Source organism: Bacillus sp. JZ105 (genome assembly GCF_053903125.1).
In genome coordinates, this window is record NZ_CP096387.1 from 3,610,878 (window position 1) to 3,630,612 (window position 19,735).

16 protein-coding genes are annotated in these 19,735 nt (G+C 41.9%); 8 read left to right on the top strand and 8 right to left on the bottom strand.

Annotated features, from left to right (window positions below; all coding sequences use genetic code 11):
- Nucleotides 1-37 precede the first annotated feature (37 nt).
- Nucleotides 38-1,021 carry a Gfo/Idh/MocA family protein gene (locus M1D81_RS18610; RefSeq protein ID WP_456266057.1) on the top strand — a complete coding sequence of 328 codons (984 nt, stop codon included), beginning with the start codon at nucleotides 38-40 and terminating at the stop codon, nucleotides 1,019-1,021.
- A gap of 39 nt (nucleotides 1,022-1,060) precedes the next feature.
- On the opposite strand, the gene M1D81_RS18615 is transcribed toward M1D81_RS18610, so the two are convergent.
- Nucleotides 1,061-2,575: a PAS domain-containing protein gene (locus tag M1D81_RS18615; RefSeq protein WP_456266056.1), complete on the bottom strand. Its 1,515-nt coding sequence runs from the start codon at nucleotides 2,573-2,575 to the stop codon at nucleotides 1,061-1,063.
- 314 nt (nucleotides 2,576-2,889) lie between these two features.
- On the opposite strand from M1D81_RS18615, the gene M1D81_RS18620 reads away from it, so the two are divergent.
- A complete protein-coding gene (locus M1D81_RS18620; RefSeq protein WP_456266055.1) occupies nucleotides 2,890-4,227 on the top strand; it encodes an amino acid permease in 1,338 nt (445 codons plus the stop codon).
- A 31-nt stretch (nucleotides 4,228-4,258) separates the two neighbouring features.
- Here the strand turns inward: M1D81_RS18620 and M1D81_RS18625 are convergent, their stop codons facing one another.
- From M1D81_RS18625 to M1D81_RS18650, 6 genes are all read right to left on the bottom strand, one after another.
- Entirely contained in the window at nucleotides 4,259-5,347 is a 1,089-nt protein-coding gene (locus M1D81_RS18625) for a DNA alkylation repair protein (protein WP_456267081.1), read from the bottom strand.
- Between the two features lie 109 nt (nucleotides 5,348-5,456).
- The gene (locus tag M1D81_RS18630; protein WP_024427563.1) at nucleotides 5,457-6,785 is read right to left on the bottom strand and encodes a GntP family permease; all 1,329 of its coding nucleotides are present in this window, start codon (nucleotides 6,783-6,785) and stop codon (nucleotides 5,457-5,459) included.
- A 24-nt stretch (nucleotides 6,786-6,809) separates the two neighbouring features.
- On the bottom strand, nucleotides 6,810-8,354 hold the full coding sequence (gene gntK / locus M1D81_RS18635) for a gluconokinase (protein ID WP_456266054.1): 1,545 nt from the start codon (nucleotides 8,352-8,354) through the stop codon (nucleotides 6,810-6,812).
- 185 nt (nucleotides 8,355-8,539) lie between these two features.
- Nucleotides 8,540-9,397, bottom strand: a complete 858-nt coding sequence (locus M1D81_RS18640; RefSeq protein WP_456266053.1) for a MurR/RpiR family transcriptional regulator — start codon at nucleotides 9,395-9,397, stop codon at nucleotides 8,540-8,542.
- A 93-nt stretch (nucleotides 9,398-9,490) separates the two neighbouring features.
- Nucleotides 9,491-10,426: a nucleoside hydrolase gene (locus tag M1D81_RS18645; protein WP_456266052.1), complete on the bottom strand. Its 936-nt coding sequence runs from the start codon at nucleotides 10,424-10,426 to the stop codon at nucleotides 9,491-9,493.
- A gap of 94 nt (nucleotides 10,427-10,520) precedes the next feature.
- Nucleotides 10,521-11,027, bottom strand: coding sequence for a hypothetical protein (locus M1D81_RS18650; RefSeq protein WP_025093750.1), 507 nt, complete (start codon nucleotides 11,025-11,027; stop codon nucleotides 10,521-10,523).
- A 107-nt stretch (nucleotides 11,028-11,134) separates the two neighbouring features.
- Between M1D81_RS18650 and M1D81_RS18655 the strand changes: the two genes are divergently transcribed.
- From M1D81_RS18655 to M1D81_RS18665, 3 genes are all read left to right on the top strand, one after another.
- A complete protein-coding gene (locus tag M1D81_RS18655) occupies nucleotides 11,135-12,646 on the top strand; it encodes a lipase family protein (protein WP_456266051.1) in 1,512 nt (503 codons plus the stop codon).
- A 12-nt stretch (nucleotides 12,647-12,658) separates the two neighbouring features.
- Nucleotides 12,659-13,069 (top strand): hypothetical protein, encoded by a 411-nt coding sequence (locus tag M1D81_RS18660; RefSeq protein ID WP_456266050.1) that lies wholly within the window; start codon nucleotides 12,659-12,661, stop codon nucleotides 13,067-13,069.
- An 82-nt stretch (nucleotides 13,070-13,151) separates the two neighbouring features.
- Nucleotides 13,152-14,828: a hypothetical protein gene (locus M1D81_RS18665; RefSeq protein WP_456266049.1), complete on the top strand. Its 1,677-nt coding sequence runs from the start codon at nucleotides 13,152-13,154 to the stop codon at nucleotides 14,826-14,828.
- A 15-nt stretch (nucleotides 14,829-14,843) separates the two neighbouring features.
- On the opposite strand, the gene M1D81_RS18670 is transcribed toward M1D81_RS18665, so the two are convergent.
- A complete protein-coding gene (locus M1D81_RS18670; RefSeq protein ID WP_034281399.1) occupies nucleotides 14,844-15,743 on the bottom strand; it encodes a LysR family transcriptional regulator in 900 nt (299 codons plus the stop codon).
- Nucleotides 15,744-15,915: 172 nt separating this feature from the next.
- Between M1D81_RS18670 and M1D81_RS18675 the strand changes: the two genes are divergently transcribed.
- From M1D81_RS18675 to M1D81_RS18685, 3 genes are all read left to right on the top strand, one after another.
- Complete coding sequence (locus M1D81_RS18675; RefSeq protein WP_328699163.1) at nucleotides 15,916-16,911, top strand: LacI family DNA-binding transcriptional regulator; 996 nt, start codon at nucleotides 15,916-15,918, stop codon at nucleotides 16,909-16,911.
- Between the two features lie 172 nt (nucleotides 16,912-17,083).
- Nucleotides 17,084-18,349 carry an extracellular solute-binding protein gene (locus M1D81_RS18680; RefSeq protein ID WP_456266048.1) on the top strand — a complete coding sequence of 422 codons (1,266 nt, stop codon included), beginning with the start codon at nucleotides 17,084-17,086 and terminating at the stop codon, nucleotides 18,347-18,349.
- Nucleotides 18,350-18,495: 146 nt separating this feature from the next.
- Nucleotides 18,496-19,734, top strand: coding sequence for a carbohydrate ABC transporter permease (locus M1D81_RS18685; RefSeq protein WP_065214989.1), 1,239 nt, complete (start codon nucleotides 18,496-18,498; stop codon nucleotides 19,732-19,734).
- The last annotated feature ends 1 nt before the right edge of the window (nucleotide 19,735 follow it).

Sequence of the window (19,735 nt, forward strand, 5' to 3'; positions counted from 1 at the left end):
CTAGAGTCAGCTTAAACGAGTGGAAGGGGTTTTGAGAATGAACATCGCAACCATCGGAACAGGTATCATTGTGGAAAGTTTCCTGCAAGCGATTGAACAGCTCGACGGTGCTTCTTGTCACGCTGTCTATTCAAGAAAGGAAGCAACGGCAAAGAAGCTCGCAGACAAATTTGGGGTGCAGACAACTTATACGGATCTAACTGCTATGCTAGAAGATCCTCACGTAGAAGCCGTTTACATCGCATCACCGAATCGTTTACACAGCGAGCATGCAACGAAAGCATTGAAACACGGAAAACATGTGATATGCGAAAAGCCTTTCACCTCTAATGTGAAAGAGCTGGAAGCCTTAATCGCTCTCGCAAAGGAAAAGCAGCTTCTCCTATTTGAAGCCATTACGACCGTTCATATGCCAAACTATCATTTGATCAAAAAGCACCTTCATCAATTAGGTAAAATCAAACTGGTTCAATGCAACTATAGTCAATATTCCAGCAAATATAATCAGCTGCTAGCCGGCGAAACGCCAAATGTCTTTAACCCTGAGTTCTCTGGAGGAGCGCTGATGGATATTAATATCTATAATGTCCATTTCATCATGAACCTCTTTGGATCACCAGAGCAAGTCCGATATCAGGCAAACCGCCATCCAAACGGTATTGATACATCTGGTGTTTTGACGTTCACTTACAATGATTTGATCGCAACAAGTGTCGGCAGTAAGGATACAAGCAGCATGAACTTTGCATTGATTCAAGGAGAAAAAGGCTTCATTCATGTGAAAAATGGGGCGAATGGGTGCGAGGAAGTGCTGCTGCATGTTGATGACAGGGTCATCTCACTCAATGCACAAACGAATCCAAACCGTCTGTATTATGAGGCAGAAGCTTTCCAGCAGATCATTGAAACAAAAAATCATGAACAGTGCTATGCATGGCTTGATGAAAGTCTCTCCGTGATGAAAGTTCTTGATGCCGCAAGAAAAGATGCAGGTATTGTTTTCCCAGCAGATCAGTTTTAATGAAAAAACCGCCTTCTATGAGAGGGCGGTTTTTGACGATTAAATACTCTTTGAATACGCCACAAGACGCTGAGACATGTGATTCACTTCATCGACTGCAGCATTCACCTGCTCTGTTAAAGCAGCCTGAGTTTGCGTAAGAGCTGTCATATTCGAGATATTTTCAAGAATTTCATCAATTTGTTTTTTCATTTCTGTTAAACTAGATTCGATATTTTCCGTTGCATTGGCACTATGCAGTGCCAGCTTCCGTACTTCATCTGCAACGACAGAGAATCCGCGGCCCTGTTCACCAGCTCTAGCTGCTTCAATTGCAGCATTTAGACCAAGCAGGTTCGTTTGGTTCGCCACTTCTTTGATTAAGTCAGAAATATTTTTCGTCTCATCAGCACTATTTTTTGCTAGATTTGCGGCAGACGTTGACTGCTCTTGAGCAACAGCAAGCTCCTGTGCTTGATTTGTCACAGAGCTAATGCCCGATACCATCTCACTAATAGAACTTGAAAGCTGTTCTACTTGTGACGCCATTTCATTCGCTGTTTCCTCTTTGTTTTTTTCTAACGTGATGTCACGAATGGTTCCTGCCACACGAAGAGGAACGCCTTTTTCATCACGAATGGTTTCACCACCCGCATGATACCAGCGGTACTCCCCATTTTTGCGCTGTAATCTGTAATCAATATCAAACGGTGTGCGTCCAGAGTGATCATTTAAATGATCTGCAAAGGCTTGAAGAGCTATTTCTTGATCTTCAGGATGCAGGCGGTCGCTCCAGCTGCTCAGAACATTTGGGAAATCTTTTTCATCCGTAAAGCCAAGCGTTGATCTGAACTGCGGAGACCACCAGAATTCGTTATTTGGATTGACTGGATCACCAGCTTCTACTACCATGTCCCAAGGAGCTTCAACAAGCGCACGATTGATTAAGTCATATCTTGTGACGAATGCTTGCAGCTCTTCTTCTTTCAATTTCTGATCGTGAATATCAAAAAGAGCTCCCGCCACACGAAGAGGGACACCATTTCGGTCACGAACGGTCGTTCCAGTTGCTTTGAACCAGCGATAATCTCCGTTTTTTAACTTTAAGCGATATTCGATATCATACGGCGTACGCCCTGAATGATCCAATAAATGCGAAGAGAATGCATCTAATGTATATTCTTGTTCATCCGGATGTATTCGAGATGCCCAGCTGTCTAATAGATTTGGAAAATCGTGCTCATTTTGAAAGCCGAGCATTTTGCGGAAATCATCCGTCCATGTGAATTCATTCTTTGGGTTGACCGGGTCTCCAGCGATAACGACCATATCCCATAAGCCAACTTGAATGGCTTTTGTCACTAAATCCATCCGCATTTGAATATTTTCATTTGCATCCTGCATCTTTTGCAAAGCTTCATTCATTTGTGCCACTGCTTCTATCGTTTGGCTAGAAGAAAATGCAGCAGTATCTAATCTTGCTGAAAGGTCTCCTTTTTCGATTCTTTCTATTAATTGGCTGCTTTCTCTTAGAAGGATTTCAGCAGATGAATCATTTGCTTTTCTCTTAAACATCTTTTATAACTCCTTTCAACTCTAACGTTCTTGAAATATTTTACATTTACAAACAATTCTTTATTAGGACTTTAGTAATACAAATGATATATCGACAAAAACCGAAAATTGTTTATGTCATAAATAAGGCAAATGTTCATTTATTTGAAGTTTCATTTTTAGAATATGGATGAAATAAGGGAATAATGGATATAAATATTTGTTTTGATAGAATCATCCTCTATTTTTGTCTGAAAAATCTCTTTTTTTATATTGACACTGACGTCTTGAAAAAAGAAAATGGAACATAAGCATTTTTAAAAAAGGAGAACGTCATGAGCGTGAATCAGGAGCAACAAGAATTAAAAAAGCTTTTATCACCGCGTCACATTCGCATGATTGCGATGGGCGGGGTCATTGGTACAGGAATCTTTAAAGGAAGTGCCGATACAATTGGTTTAGCAGGTCCTGGGGTCATTTTTTCCTATGTATTTGCCGGATTGCTGCTCCTTATTGTGATGGCAGCGTTAGCCGAAATGGCCATTGTGTATCCGGGAAATAATCTTCGCGACCTTATACAAATTGCGCTTGGTCAACGTTTTTCATTTGTTGTCGGCTGGGTTTACTGTTTCATGTGGCTCACTGTATGTGTCATTGAGATTATTGCAGCTGGCAGTCTGCTTCAATATTGGCTGCCGAACGTACCGTTATGGTCATTATGTTTACTTTGCTCACTCTTAGTCATCGGAATTAACTTGAATAATGTAAAATACTTTGGTGAAATTGAGTTTTGGTTCGCTGGAATGAAGATTTTCGTTATTATTGTCTTTATTATTCTTGGTGCAGCATTATTATTTGGGATCATTCCAAACGAACAAAGCACACCAGCACTTACCAACTATCAAAACTTCGTCCCGAACGGATGGGGTGCGATCTTTGCATCACTTTTAGTGGTTATTTTCTCTTATGGAGGCTCTGAATTGATCGGGCTGACCATTACTGAAACAAAGGATGCGGAGAAGGTCCTGCCTGGAGTAGTCAAAAGTATGATGTGGCGGATTATCTTATTTTACACATTGCCGATTTTGATCATCTGCGGCCTTATTCCTTGGAATCAAATTGACCCAAATAACAGTCCTTTTGTCCAAGTCTTTTCTGCTGCTGGTATGCAAGGCGCCTCTCACTTCATTAATTTCGTCTTGATTACAGCCGTTCTATCTGCGGCGAATTCCGGTATTTATGGAACGACGAGAATGATTCATTCTCTTTCTAAATCAGACGGCGGTCCGAAAAAACTGGCACGGGTCAACAAAAGAGGCGTACCCATTTTAAGTTTATGGGTTACCGTTCTATTTCTTCTCATCGGAACATTTTTTGCTTACTTATATCCAGACCAAATTTTCAGCTACATGCTGGCTATTCCTGGTTTTGCTGTTTCACTCATTTGGATCAGCATTTGTCTGGCACATCTGAAGCTGCGTCCAAAATATCCACAGGAGCCGTATTTCAAGGTGTGGCTGTTTCCGTATTTAACTATATTTGCAGGTCTTGTACTCAGTTTGAGCTTTGTTTTGTTCCTATTCAGACAAGAAAACCTGCCTAGCTCCATTATCAGCATCGGCTTCTTAGTCGCTGCCATCATCGCTTCATTCTTAATGAAAAAGAAGGCTTAAACGCCAAAACCCGCCGGAATGGCGGGTTTTTCTATGAGCTGCTATCTTCTGTTACCTCAAAATCAACCGACGCTTTTGGAATACCGTTGATGATAATCGTTAAAGTATGGGTTCCCTCATAGTGCTTTCTCGTCGTCATATTTTGAAAGGACTGTGACCTGACGAATTCCCTATGTAACACTAAACTTGTTTCAAACTCTGTGATCTTAAATACCTTTTGATTGCGGGTACCCCGAGCTTTGACATAGTCTATGGCATACTCTACACGCAGCTTTAGTGGCTTATCCGCCTGAAGTGTAAATTGAAAGGTCATTTTCTCTCCAATACGAATAGGGTCTTTCATTACCTTCAGATCTGTTACTTGAACAGATGGATCATCCCCATAGCCAAACAAAGCCATGATATCCGGATCGCCTTTTTTTAGTAAGGTACGGGAAGCATGTTTGATGATCCAATTCGTATGTTCATTCGTTCCATACCAGCTTTTAGCCGTCTTCTTCATCAGATCAGGCTGAATCGCAGAAATGTCATTTAAGTGGTTCGCTACACTTTTTTGCACATAGCGCGCTGGGTCCGACTTCAAGTTTTCTAAAATAGGCAGCGTAACCGAAGGATCCTTTTTAAGTGCAGGAACAGTTAATCCCCATGGCAAACGTGGTCTGCACCCTTCACTAGCCAGCCGCCGAATATGCTCATTTTGATTCTGTGACCATACAAGCATTTGCGCCAGCATTTTGTCTTGATCCTGAATCAGAAAAGGCCGAACGGCAAATTCAGAAGTGGAAAAAGCCGTAAAGAATTCGAGTGCCTTGATCGAGATATCCCAATGTGCTAGGCCGTATGTTTCGACGTAGTCTGGAAATACAAGCGCACTAAGCCCTGAAAAATGCGGGGCTGCCTGACGCAGCACCTCCATGGCCTGCTCATAATCCTTAGGCAGACAGGCATGCATTGATTCAGTGACTCTTCTCATTCTGCCTTTTAACTCAAGCTGCTGCCAATCCTTTTGAAACACAAGCCGATGGAATTCTCCAGCGTCAAACCCCGTCGACGCTTGTGCAAGTGTCTCCGCTAATTCTTCTATAAATAATTCATGATAAACGTGTTTTAATGGTTCGATCGTGTCCGCCTCCGCTTCTCAATATCTTTATTTTACCCCAATCTGACAAAGGTGGTATTGCCAAAAACAAAAACAGCCCAATTCCGAAGAATCAGGCTGTTGCGTTTCACTATATAAACATATTAATGATCATAATAAATGCAATGGCACAAACGGAAATGATCGTCTCCATAGCCGTCCATGTCAAAAACGTTTCTTTAATAGTCATCCCAAAATACTCTTTGATCAGCCAAAAACCTGAGTCATTGACGTGAGACAAAATCAATGAACCCGCCCCTGTAGCTAACACTAGAAGCTCTCTGCTCACATCCGGCATAGATGCAGCAATCGGTGCGACAATACCAGCTGCGGTCATCATGGAGACCGTAGCAGATCCTGTTGCCACACGAATAACCGCAGCAATCAACCAGCTAAGCAAAATTGGCGAGATCGGCGAGTGTTTGGCTAAATCTGCAATATAATCACCAACACCCGAATCGATGAGCACATTATTGAAAGCCCCGCCTGCTCCAATGACAAGCAGAATAGAAGCAATCGGTCCTAAGCATTCATTACTAAAGGAAAGCACCCGGTCACGGCTCATTCCTTGCACAAAGCCCAGACTGAAGAAAGAATACACCGTTGCAATCAGCAGTGCTGTAATTGGATCTCCAATGTACTTAAATACCTGATACCAAATATTGTCCTCTGGTAAAATAATATCCGCCAGTGTGGCAAGAAGCATTAGAATCACTGGCACCAAAATCGTAAACATCGTATTTGCAAAGCCGGGAAGTTTTCGATCTTCATTGCGTTCAGTAAATTGCTTTCTCAGCAGCTCTGGAACTGGTTTATGAATCCGCTTTCCAATCCACTTTCCATACAGCGGCCCAGCAATAATAGCGGTCGGCAAACCGACAATAATGGAAAAGAAAATGGTTTTCCCCACGTTGGCATGATAGATGCCGACAGCTGCCATGGCAGCTGGATGAGGCGGCACAAGACCATGAACGACAGACAATCCAGCAATGAGCGAAATCCCAATTGTCACGAGCGAGATGCCCGTTTCAATCGCAATCGTAAACAATAAAGGAATGAGAAGAACGAATCCGACTTGGAAAAAGACAGGTATTCCCACAATAAAGGCAACAAACATCATCGCCCAATGCACATTTTTTGTCCCAAACCGGCCGATTAATGTGTGAGCAATCCGCTCAGCTCCGCCTGATTCAGCCATCATTTTCCCAAGCATGGTTCCAAGCGCTAGAACGATGGCCAGCAATGATAACGTATTGCCTAACCCCGTTTTGATGGATTGAATGATTTCCTGCAGATCCATCCCTGTGGCAAAACCGACTAACATAGAGGTAATAATTAAACTCACAAACGGATTCAACTTAGCAACTGTTATGAGGATGAGTAAAAGGACAATTGCGGCAATCACGATGAATAAAAGCATGCTCTCCCACCTTTTCCCTGATGTTTAATGATTTTGTTTTAATTGAAGCGCACTAATGACATCAAATTCATCCTTCAGTTTGTCATAGAGGCGCTCATATAAGTAAAACAGTTCTATGTATGTTTCATTGTTCTCCATATTTGGTTCATGACGGGCAGAGATTCGGATCCAATCTTGAACCTCTTCTATCTCTTTCATATAACCTAAACTATGAAGTGCGAGCACAGCCGCCCCAAGTGCTGATGCCTCGTAACTTTCTGGGACAAGTACTTCCCTGCCCATCGTATCCGCTAAAATTTGCCGCCACAGCGGAGATCGCGCAAATCCGCCTGATGCCCTGACATCCTTTGCTGAACCGGTTAAATCCCTTAAGGCAACACCGATTGAGAACACACTCATAATGACGCCTTCTAACACAGCTCTTATAAAATGCTCCCGCTTATGCTGAAGACCGATCCCAAAAAAAGTGCCTCTCGCATTTGGATTCCAATAAGGTGCTCGCTCACCTGTTAAAAATGGCAGAAACAGCAGTCCCTCTGAGCCGGCTGGAACTTTTTTCGCAATATCAATCATCAGGTCGTAAGCGTCCACGCCAAGGCGCTTTGCTACCTCCACCTCCGAGGATCCAAATTCATCCTTCAGCCATCTCAGCATAATCCCGCCATTATTCGTCGGTCCTCCAACCACCCAATGCTTATCAGTCAGCGCATAGCAGAACGTTCTTGATTGTTCATCTGTTATTGGTTTGTCCACGACCGTACGGACTGCACCGCTTGTCCCAATCGTGACAGCCACCTCACCTTTTCCAATTGCGCCCACACCTAAATTCGCTAGTACCCCATCATTCGCACCAATAACAAATGGTGTATCTTCTGCAATACCCATTCTTAGGGCGATCTCTGGCTGCAGCCCTCTCAGCTGATACGTCGTGGGAACAAGTTCAGACAATTGATCAGCTTCAATTCCAGCAATACGCAGCGCCTGCTCATCCCATTGAAGCGTTTCCAAACGAAACAGTCCCGTTGCTGAAGCGATTGAATAATCGACGACATACTGACCGAAGAAATGATAAAGAATATATTCTTTGATGGAAATAAATTTCGCTGCCTTCTTGAAGACATCAGGTGCCATTTCCTTGATCCACCGTATTTTTGAAAGCGGTGACATTGGATGGATCGGTGTACCGGTTCTTTTATACACTTGGAAGCCGTCCATGTCTGAAGTGATTCGCTTCGCTTGTTCTGCACTTCTGTTATCTGCCCAAATGATACTGTTCGTTAACGCCTTGCCATCCTTATCCATCACAATCAAGGAATGCATCGCTGTACTAATCCCGACGCCTATGAGATGTTTTGCATCAAATGCTGCTTTCGTCAACGCACCTCTTACACTTGCAATGACGGCTTCTAATATATGTTCAGGGTCCTGTTCAACCCATGCTGGCTGGGGCTGAATGAGATCATAAGGAACCGAATGCTTTGCTATCACTTTCCCCTGTGGTCCAAACAGAACCGCCTTTGTACTTGTTGTTCCAATATCCAAACCAATTACCGCCTGGTTTCCCTTCATCTGTATCACGCCCAATCATTGATTTGAAATCATATTTTATTGTTTTGATATAGCTGTTAAATCCCATTATAGGAATAATTTTTTCGACATTCAACGTCTAAAAAGAAAAATATTTTCACTTAAAAGCTCAAAATCGTTACCACAACGGCATTTTTCATTAGTAGAAAAATTTATTTTTGAAACCATTACACCCTTTTTTGTGAAATGGTTTCTCTCATTTGTTTTAAATTTGTTAAAGTTTCCTGCTGTCTTAAGTGAGCAAGTGCAAAGTATAGTACGTCAATGACAGTGAGCTGAGCAAGTCTTGCAGACATCGCTTCTGTTCGAAAAGCCGTTTCTTGCGTCGAAGTATACAGCGTGACATCGGCAAGCTGGCTCAATGGAGAGCGCTGATAACTTGTAATACCGATGGTTTTCGCTCCTTTTTCCTTTGCTGTTTTCATCGCATCGAGTAAATCTTTATTACGGCCAGAATGAGATATACCAATTACTGTACTGTGCTGGTTGAGGAGACCGGCAGACATCGCTTGAAAATGAGAATCGGTGTGAACAATACAGTTGATGCCTGTCCTCATAAATTTATGAAAAGCGTCTGTTGCAATGAGGCCGGACCCGCCGCTCCCATAAAACTCTAAGCGCTTTGCTTCATGAATGATTTGAATGGCTTTTTCTACATCCTCTGGATTCAGTAATTGAAAGCTATCCTTTAATGCAGATATATTCGCCTGAAAAACCTTTTGCATAAAAACGGCCGTTTCATCATCAAGACTCATTTCTTCATCTACATAATCAGGCTTTGTTTGATCTATTTCCTGGGCAATTGCAATCTTCAAATCTTGAAACCCCTCAAATCCAAGCCTTTTACAAAGACGAAAAATTGTTGCCTCTGAACTCGCTGTTTTTTTGGCAAGCTCAACAATAGACAAATGAATAATGTCGCCAGGTTCACTCGTAATATGTTCTGCAATTCCTTTCAGCTTTGGCGGCAATCCTCTGCTTGCTGCTCGTATTTTTTCAATACTACTTAAACTGACAGAAGCCAATTGACTTCACTCCTCCCTTATTCATGTGAGCGCATACATTTCCTCATGTTCCCATCTTATAAAAAAGAAGCCTGTTTGCACAGACTTCTTTTTTTATGAATTCATCGTTTTGATCAATAAATCAAAAAAAGCTTCAGCATCTACATCCATACACACTTGGACATTACGCTCTTTCTCCCACTGGTGCTGAAAATCACAGATCATTTGACCGTTACAAAACTCACTCTTCGTCTCCACTTCTACATGAAAAGCCTGTGTGCTTACAAGCTCCTTGTTAATGGCAAGACTTACAGCAAGCGGATCATGCATGGCACACGCCCACACACCATTGCGCTCAAAATAGCGCTGTCGGTAAATGCTTGTACTCTCTTTGATATAAGCTGCCAACATTTCATTTTGAATGGCATCGATTCTCTCATCCGTTAACAAGACCTGTCTCGTGACATCTAACCCCACTTGAGTCAACGAAGGGAACCCAGCATCCAGCACCAATTTCGCTGCTTCTGGGTCTGCATATGTATTGAATTCTGCAACTGGTGTGACGTTCCCCTGCCCCTTCACGACACCACCCATAAAAATGACCTCTTTCACATGATGAATCAGCTCAGGGCATTTTTTTACCGCAAGGGCTAAATTCGTTAAAGGTCCTGTCAACACAAGCGTGACCTGCTTCGAATACTGCAGCACTTGTTCAATGATAAAATCAGGCGCAAAACCAGCATCTGCTGTTTTCTTTGGCCGGACATCCTTTAAAGCCCCGCCAATTCCATCCTCTCCGTGTACCCGATGTTCATAGTGAGGCGCTCTTAAAAGAGGAGTTGCTGAACCTTTGATGACAGGAATGTTATCTGCCTCAACCAGCTCAAGCACTTTACACGTATTCAATGTAGCCGCATCGACAGACACATTCCCGCATACCGTCGTAATCCCCAAAATATCAAACTGCTTACTTTTCACTGCCAGCAAAATCCCAATCGCATCATCGATTCCAGTATCTACATCTAAGATCAATTTCTTTGTATTTGCCATGGGTGAAATCTCCCCCTTAAAAGTGTTGTTAGGTGAATGATAGCATATGCCTGTTTCAACTATTTGGGGTTAATCGGAAATTACTTGTTTGTTATTACTCTTTTTCTCCAATGTCTTTAAGATATTGTTCGCGTTCTTTTTTGGGGAGGCTTTTTAGGAAATTCTCTTTTAATTCCGGTTCATCTTTATATTTTTCCCAATCCCTGAATCGAATTGATAACTCGTATGAATAACTCATTGAACTAATTTCTTTAGTTCTATACTTTAAAGATGCAGAAAAATTGAACTTCTCAGGTTCATCGTTAACGTATCCTTTAACAATAATATAGCCCATAGGACTAATGGTAACTCCCTTTTTAAAAGTTATATCTTTTATAAATTGATGGATGTCCATTTCATGAAGATCTTTTTCTATTTTCGGTTTCATTTTTTCGGCTAGTTCTTCTGCCTTTTGTTGATCACTTTTCTCTTTTTCTTGCACAGTATTCTTTCCTCCTGAATCGCTAGTTTTATTTTGCTTATCATGTTGGATTAAAAGCACTGCCAACGATATGATTATTATTACAATTAGAGCAAATAAAACCTTTAATGTATTTTTCATTAGCAACTATATCCACCTTTTAAAAATTTAAAATATATTTTTAAACTTTATACTCTTTCAATCCCAGATCATAATAGATATTTAATAAACTATATAATATAATTATTATGATAAATATTACAGGAGTGACAGTTTTGTCTAAAAAGATATCAAGAATTATGCTTAGCGACGAAGACTACAATAAAATTTCGGACGAATCCTATAAAATAGAAAATTATAGTGATTCAAACATGATAAAAATAAGTAATGGTAACAACATGTACGTCATTGATTATAAAGAGACGGAAAAAGGGCTCAATGCCTTAACTCTTGTTTCTGAAGAGGATTTCACTCGATCTAATGGAGGCAAAGACCTCACCAAAATCAAAAACGCCGTCATCGCATACCGTGGTTCTGAACCGATTGGTGCAGGCCAATATAAAGATACCATTAAAAAACATGGAAAAAAAGAGTCAGATGATCTTCTTTCTACCATTTTGACGAAGCTGCCTCCTTTTAGTAGATCGAAGGGTTCACAGGAAGTGACGACTAAGCTGACAACAGGCACAACCGCCTATACAAATGAAATTGTTCAAGATTGGGTGGTTTCGGATACAAAGTATCTGATTAAAAATATTCCATTTGAGCATGGTGCAGAGAATCAAATGGTTCAAGCGGATCGATATGCGAAAGAAATACATAAGAAAATGCCGAATGCCAAAATGTATGTGACAGGTCATTCACTCGGCGGGTCAAATGCTTCCTATGTTCTTGTCAAAAACGACTTTATTCAAGGCGGGGTCACATTTGAGAATCCAAATATTTATCCAAATCTATCAGATGGTCTACAAGCTAAAGCATTAAAAGGCGATTACCGCAGCAGATTAACAGAATATATCAATCTCAATGACGGGCTTTCTCTTTTAAATCGCCATACGACAGAAATCGGCCGAGTGAAAGTGATGTATGATGCCGCTCTCCCCGAAGGTGTCGATTACTCCGAGGACTCCTCAAAAGCCGTCCAATTCATGAAAGACCTCCTCAATCGGGCAATGAGTGTGAATCCTTCACTGGATGCGAATTTATTCCTTGAAGCAATCGCTGGCAGCCATGGCTTAGATCGTTATACCTTTTCGGCAGACGGCTCCGTTCAAACCATTGATGATATGTTGAGAAAAAACCCTTCACTTACCACGGCCATGTTACATCAGTTGAGTCAATCAAATGTTGATCCTCATAGTGTGGTGGCGATTTTAATTAAATCCCACGTTCTCATGAACACAGGGCGTAAATTCTCGACATATGCCGATCACCATATGCAGCAAATCATTCGCAAAATCGAGAAACTCGATGACAAAGTGGATCAATCTGTGGAACGGGTACGCTCAAGATATAAACAAATTGTTGGCTTTGGTTCATATGATCAGCTGACGGCTTCAGATGTGGATGCTGTGATTCAGCACTTAAAAACAGAGGGTCTTGAGAATGAGTTCTATTCGGTTAAAAAGTATGATACAGCGATTGATAACGCTATGAATTTAAAAAGATGGCTGGACTCAGTATCAGATGATATGAGCGATCTTGCAAAACAATACCACGATGCAGATACAACTCTGGCAAAGAACATGGGTATTTCTTAAGGAGTACGATAAATGGAATTTTCAAAGAAACAACCAACAGATGCAGATCGTTTTTTGCAAAGAATGACAGATACGCATACAGCAAGCTCCATCTTCTCAAAAGCAAACTTTGACACGGCAGACATGACACCAGCAGAGCTGGCAGCTTTGAAAGCAAAGATCAAAGAAGAACAGAAAACAGCTCTTATCAGAGCCATCCGGCATCAGCTTCAAAATGAATTTGCAGAAGACCGTCAAGAAGCCGAAAAAATTTTAGATCTAATTGATGAGCTTCTGGTCAAAGTGTATAAACATCAAAAGAGCATCCAAAGGCATATGTCTGGTCAAGCCATTGACGCCTTAATAGAAAAAATTGAACAAAGACTCACGTTTTACGAACTAAAAGAAGATGTTCGATCCGCTATCAACTCGATTGGTATTTAGATGAACCTTCCATCCGATGAATCTTTCCCCCGCCTCACTCGTATATACTAAAAGAGTGATTGATTTGAAAGGAGATCTGTTTGTGGGATATATTTTGTTATTTTCGGTTGTGATCGGTCTTGTCTTGACCCTTTTGCTCACACCGCTCAGGTTGATCGTTAGAAAGAAAGGGACAGAACAGCAGGTGCCGCTCATGTGGATTGCAGGCCTTGCTTTGCTGTTTATGATCGGTATTTTTGTTTTCTATTACATCACCAATTTAGACCGTAACCCTTCATCCCTATGGCTGATTGGACTTGTTGTGACAGCAGCAGGCGCCTTTTTGTCAGTTGGATTGGAGCGTAAAATCAAAGGCGTGCTGTTTCTTATTCTATTGCTGCTCGGTGTTTACATGGCGACAGCTTTTCTATTCAATGCGAATGAGAAATTCGATGTCTCCAAAATGGAGCAACAAGTAGAAATCAAAGCATTTGATGAAAAAGAAACACCTGCGAGTGTACCGCCTCAATTTGCTCGGAACAAAATGAAGAAATCTTTCGGACAGGTGCCAAACACAAGCTACTATGAGCTTGGCAGTTTGCAAATTCAGAAGGTCAACGGTGAGTATGTTTACATCGCTCCGGTGGAATTCTCAGACTTCTTTAAATGGATTCGTGCAGGCAGCACGCCGGGTTACTTCACATTAAGTGCGACCGACTCCTCTGCTAATCCAAAATTCGTGAAAACGGAGATGGTCTATACGCCTTCCTCCTATTTCAACAAAGAAATTGAGCGGCATATCCGTCTCCAGTACCCAGATTTGATTTTCTACGGCGGTACACAGCTGGAAATCAATGATGACGGCAAGCCTTATTACATTCAAACGTATGGCGATTTCATCTCTGCCCGAAACGGCTTTAAAGCTTCCGGTGTCGTCGTTGTTGATGCCAAAACAGGTGCGACGAAGAAATATGCTCTAGATCAAGTACCTGCCTTTATCGACGGTGCTGTTTCACCAGAGGCGGTCAGTCTGCAAAACAGCTATTTCGGAAACTATATTCACGGGTTCTGGAACAGTATGTTTGGAAAGTCAGATGTCAAGCTGCCTTCCGATGAAGGAACGGAAGCCAATGTGAGCCCAGTGTTTGATTCAAAAGGAGATATGTATTACTTCACAGATTTCACAAGTCCGAAAGAGGGCGTTGATTCCATGCTCGGATATGCCCTGACAAATGCCCGAACAGGAAAAGCGACTTACTATACCGGAAATCTTGAAGAATCCTACATGGATTCTCAGGGCGCTCTGCAAATTATTGAGAAACGATTCATCGAGAAAAAATGGAAAGGCCGCATGCCGATTCTCTATAATTTTTATGGAGAAGCCAGCTGGCTCACACCTGTTCTCGATTCAAATGGATTCTTGCAAAACTACTTTATCGTTTCTGCAGCCAATCCTGAAATCGCCGCGTATGCATCTACACCAAACGAAGCACTGAGAGCCTATAAGACAGCTCTTCAAAAAGGCGGCGGTACCGTTAACAGTTCCTCTAAGCAAGAAAAGAAAGAAGCAACAGGGAAGGTCAAACGAGTCTACAAAGAAAAGACTGGTGATTATACAACCGTCACCTTCCTGCTAGACGATGGGAAAAGCTACACTATGTCATCTGAAAAAGAACCTCTCGTCATTTATTTAAAAGAAGGCGATCAGGTCACGATGAAATATACAGATACAGGTGAGATTTTCCTTCCAGTCGATGAAATCAAAATTAAAGGGTTATAAAAAAAGACGTTTCTCCTACTGAGGAGAAGCGTCCTTTTTCTCTTTCCTTAACAATTCAACGAGCAATTCCTTATTTTTATTTCCCCCGGTCATCGGTGACTCGACATAGGAGAACTTTCGTTTGAAATCCATGCCTCTCACAGAAATAACAGCCAATTCACCGCCAATGCTGCCTCGCTGGAGGACATATTTAGATAAAACAGAAAGACCCATTCCATGGATCACCGCTTCTTTAATCGCTTGATTGCTGCTAAAAGTCACAAAGGTTCGCGCTTTCAGTCCATTTGATTTCAGGACATGCTGTAAATATTCTCCTGTCCCTGATCCCTCTTCTCTCGTGATCCATGTTTCGTTCTGTAATTGATCAATGGTGACATCTTTTTTCTTGGCAAAAGGATGATCTAATGGCGCCACAATATAAAGTTCGTCCTCTAGAAAAGTTTCTACAGAAAGCTCTTTGTCATTGGTCTGTCCCTCGATCAAACCGATGTCGACATGGAATAAACGGACATGTCTGGCGATTGCCTCTGTATTATCAATGACCACCTCAATATCAACATGCGGATAGAGCTGATGAAACTCCGCCAATATTTGCGGCAGCACATACTCACCAATTGTGAAGCTCGCTCCGATGGTCAGCTTTCCTCTTGCCAGGTGATGATGCTCATAAATGTCCTGCTTCGCCTGTTCATAGAGACGAATGATTTGTTTTGATCGATGGTACAGCATATCCCCAGTTGGTGTAACGGTTAATTGCTTTGGTGAACGATTCAGCAGAACGGTCTGAAATTCCTGCTCCAAGTTCTTAATATGAAGACTGACACTTGGCTGAGAAATCCGCAGTTTTTGGGCTGCTTTTGTAAAGTTCTTCTCCTCCACCACTGTCACAAATGTCTTCAGTGCATCGTAATACATCGGTCCCTCTCCTATCAGAAATCTTAATCCAACACCTTACCTATATATATCTTACTAATTCCTTTCCAACACGTAAAGAACCGCCTAAACGAAAACAATTTAATAAAAATATTTACTAATTTTTTTAAAGACTCTATACTAAGAGGAGATATTTTCTATAGGAGGTGCTGATTTGGCAGCTAAAATAAAGGACATTGCAGAAAAAGCAGGCTTATCCATTGCAACGGTATCTCGCGTACTGAATCAAGATCCCAACCTATCTGTCACCGATCAAACACGCGAAAAAGTATATGCCGCCGCAGAAGCTTTGTCCTACCAAAAGAAGACATTCAAACATTCATTAAAAAAAATCGCCTTTCTCTATTGGATGACCGAAAAGGAAGAGCTTGAAGATATTTATTTTAAATCCATTCGACTCGGCATTGAGGAACTCACCAATACCCGGAGCTTAAATGTCACCGCTTACAATCCGTCTGATGGGCTACAATCCATTGATTCTGCTACAGAAGGAATCATCGCCATCGGCCGCTTTAAAACGTCAGAACTTGACCAATTATATGCGATCACTCCGCATATTGTCTTTATTGATACGACGCCAGATGAAGACCGTTTTGATTCTGTAAAGCCGAACCTGAAACGAATTGTTGAAAAGATCATTGATTCTTTTATCGAAAAAGAGCACACATCTATTGGATTCATTGGCGGCACAGACCTTGATCTGAATACGAATGTGCACATTCCAGATATTCGTGAAACGACTTTCCGTGAATACATGCTGGCCCGCCATATGCTTGATGAGCAATTGGTCTATATCGGCCATCATTTCTCAGTAGATGAAGGCTATTCGCTGATGATGAAGGCGATCGACGAGCTTGGTGATGATCTGCCCACCGCTTTTTGTGTCGCTAGTGACCCTCTTGCCATCGGCTGCTTACAAGCATTAAATGAGCGAGGATTTTCTCTGCCGAACCGCGTCAGCGTCTTTAGTATCAACGATATTCATGTGTCTCAATATGTATCGCCGCCGCTCACCACGTATCACATCCATACGTCATTACTTTGTGAGACGGCGATCGATTTACTTTTAGAAAGACTTGTGGACGGCAGAACATTGCCTAAGACTGTTCTGATTGCGTCAGAACCTGTTTTTCGGAAAAGCACCATATAATCAACTGGAAGTCCCTCCTCATGTGGAGGGCTTCTTTTCTCTCTACACGAGTAAAAAATTTTACTTAATAAATTTAATAAAATATGTTTACTTTTTTTACTTAAGTTGATATTCTCACATTAAGAAAGCGTTTTCTTATTATCTGTGAAAAAAGAACGAGAGGGGATTACCAATGAAAAAGGGAAAATGGGCGACATTATCAGCAGTCGTTGGTACTGCTGTGCTTCTGCTTTCAGCATGCGGGCCAGGAGATGACAATTCAAGCGGGACTCAGCCAGCATCTACAGGTACAAAGACCTTGCTAGTATGGGAGGATGTCAAAAAGTCTGATGGAATTCAAGACGCTGTAAAAGAATTTGAAAAACAAAACGATGTGAAAATCAAAGTGGTCGAAAAAGCGTATGCCGACCAAATCGAAGCTCTACGTCTTGATGGAGCAGCCGGGACAGGCCCAGACGTCATCACGATGCCTCACGATCAAATTGGATCAGCTGTCACTGAGGGGCTGTTACAGGAAATCAAGCCTGATCAAAAAGTGATCGATACCTTTACAGACGAATCCATTCAATCACAAACGGTAGACGGCAAGCTGTATGGTCTTCCTAAATCCGTTGAAACGACAGTGCTTTTCTATAACAAAGACCTTGTCAAAAAGGCACCAACTACACTTGATGGCTGGTATGACCTTTCGAAAAAGCTGACAAAAGACGGGAAATACGGTTTTGTTGCGAAATGGGATGAAATTTACTATGCACAAAGTGTGTTAGGCGGATCAGGGGGTTATATTTTCAAACAGAAAAGCGATGGCTCCTATGATGTAAATGATATTGGCCTGAACAACGATGGCGCGGTTGAAGGCGGAAAATACATTCAAACATTCTTTAGCGAAGGACTTTTCCCGAAAGGCATCATTGGTGAACAAGGAATCAATGTCCTTAACTCCTTATTCACAGAGAAAAAGGCGGCAGCTGTCATTTCTGGTCCATGGTCATTTGGTCCTTATAAAGAAGCTGGTATTGACTATGGCGTAACAGAGCTGCCAACACTCCCTAACGGAAAGCATATGAGCTCATTCTTAGGTGTAAAGAGCTACAACGTCTCCTCTTATTCTAAAAATAAAGAACTTGCTGAGAAATTTGTTGAGTTTATCACGAATGAAAAAAATTCGAAGAAGCGATTCGAAGCGACAGAGGAAATTCCACCAGTGAAAAAGCTGATGAAGGATTCAATTATCACAGGAAACGCCAATGCGGATGCTGTTTCAAAACAAACGAAATATGCCACACTGACACCAAATACCCCTGAAATGGCAGAAGTATGGAAGCCGATTGACAGCGCATTAGGTCTCATTGCAACAGGCCGGACAGATGTGAAAAAGGCATTTGATGATGCCGTCAATCAAATCAACTCTCAAATTAAAGCAAATCACTCTAAGTAATCATCAAACACGGGTAGCCTTTGAGTCTATCAAGCTGCCCGTATTTGATCTAATTTCATATGAAGTAGGTGTTAGACGTGACGGGTAACCTTGAACTAGACCGCACACACATAGTGGAATCAAAGACACACCGGAGACGGGCGCTAATGTTCTCCTTAATACCCGGGATGGGGCAGATTTATAACAAACAGTACGGCAAAGGGGCACTTTTTTTCCTGTTCGGCGTCTCTTTTTTCATCGTATTTTATGATTTATTCAATATTGGCTTTTGGGGGCTGTTCACACTTGGTACGATGCTGCCTCGTGACAACTCTGTTTTCCTTTTAGCAAAAGGGATTATTGCGCTGTTAACAGCTGGTTTTGGTATCGGCTTTTACGTACTCATGATGCGTGATGCTTTTATGAACGGAAAGAAACGTGATCAAGGGGTTCCGCTTCATTCCATCCGGGCTCAATATCATCAGCTGATCGACCAAGGCTTTCCTTACTTAATGAGCACTCCTGCTTTCTTTTTACTTCTATTCTCTGTTGTCTTTCCTATTATGTTCAGCTTTGCGCTGGCTTTTACGAACTACGATTTATACCACTCGCCTCCTGCCAATCTGATCGATTGGGTAGGGATCAAGAACTTTCAAAATATCTTTTCAATTGATATTTGGAGAGACACTTTCATTGATGTACTTGGCTGGACCGTCGTATGGACGCTGGCTGCTTCGACCCTTCAATGTGCTGTCGGCATCTTTCTAGCGGTTCTGCTCAATCAGAAGGATTTAAAAGGAAAACGTTTTTTTAGAACCATTTTGATTCTCCCTTGGGCTGTTCCGGGTTTTGTGACCATTTTGGTGTTTGCCGGACTGTTCAACGATACATTTGGGGCCATTAACAACACACTTTTTGCATCGATTGGAATTGATCCAAAACCATGGCTGACAGATCCATTTTGGAGCAAAATTGCCCTTATTGCGATGCAGACTTGGCTTGGATTTCCTTTTGTTTTCATTATGACAACCGGTGTTCTGCAAGCAATTCCAGAGGATCTATACGAAGCTGCGACCATTGATGGGGCAAACTTCTTTCAGAAATTCCGGTCCATCACGCTACCGCTTGTCCTTTATTCCATTGCGCCTATATTAATCACGCAATATACGTTTAACTTTAACAACTTTAATATCATCTACTTATTTAATGGCGGAGGACCGCCTGTCGCTGGCTCAACTGCTGGAGGAACGGATATCTTGGTTTCTTGGATTTACAAACTCACGATGCAGTCTTCTCAATATGCACTTGCTGCCGCTGTCACGATCTTACTTTCAATCTTTGTCATTGCCATTGCACTCTGGCAGTTTAAGAGAACAAATTCATTCAAAGAGGAGGACATGATGTGAT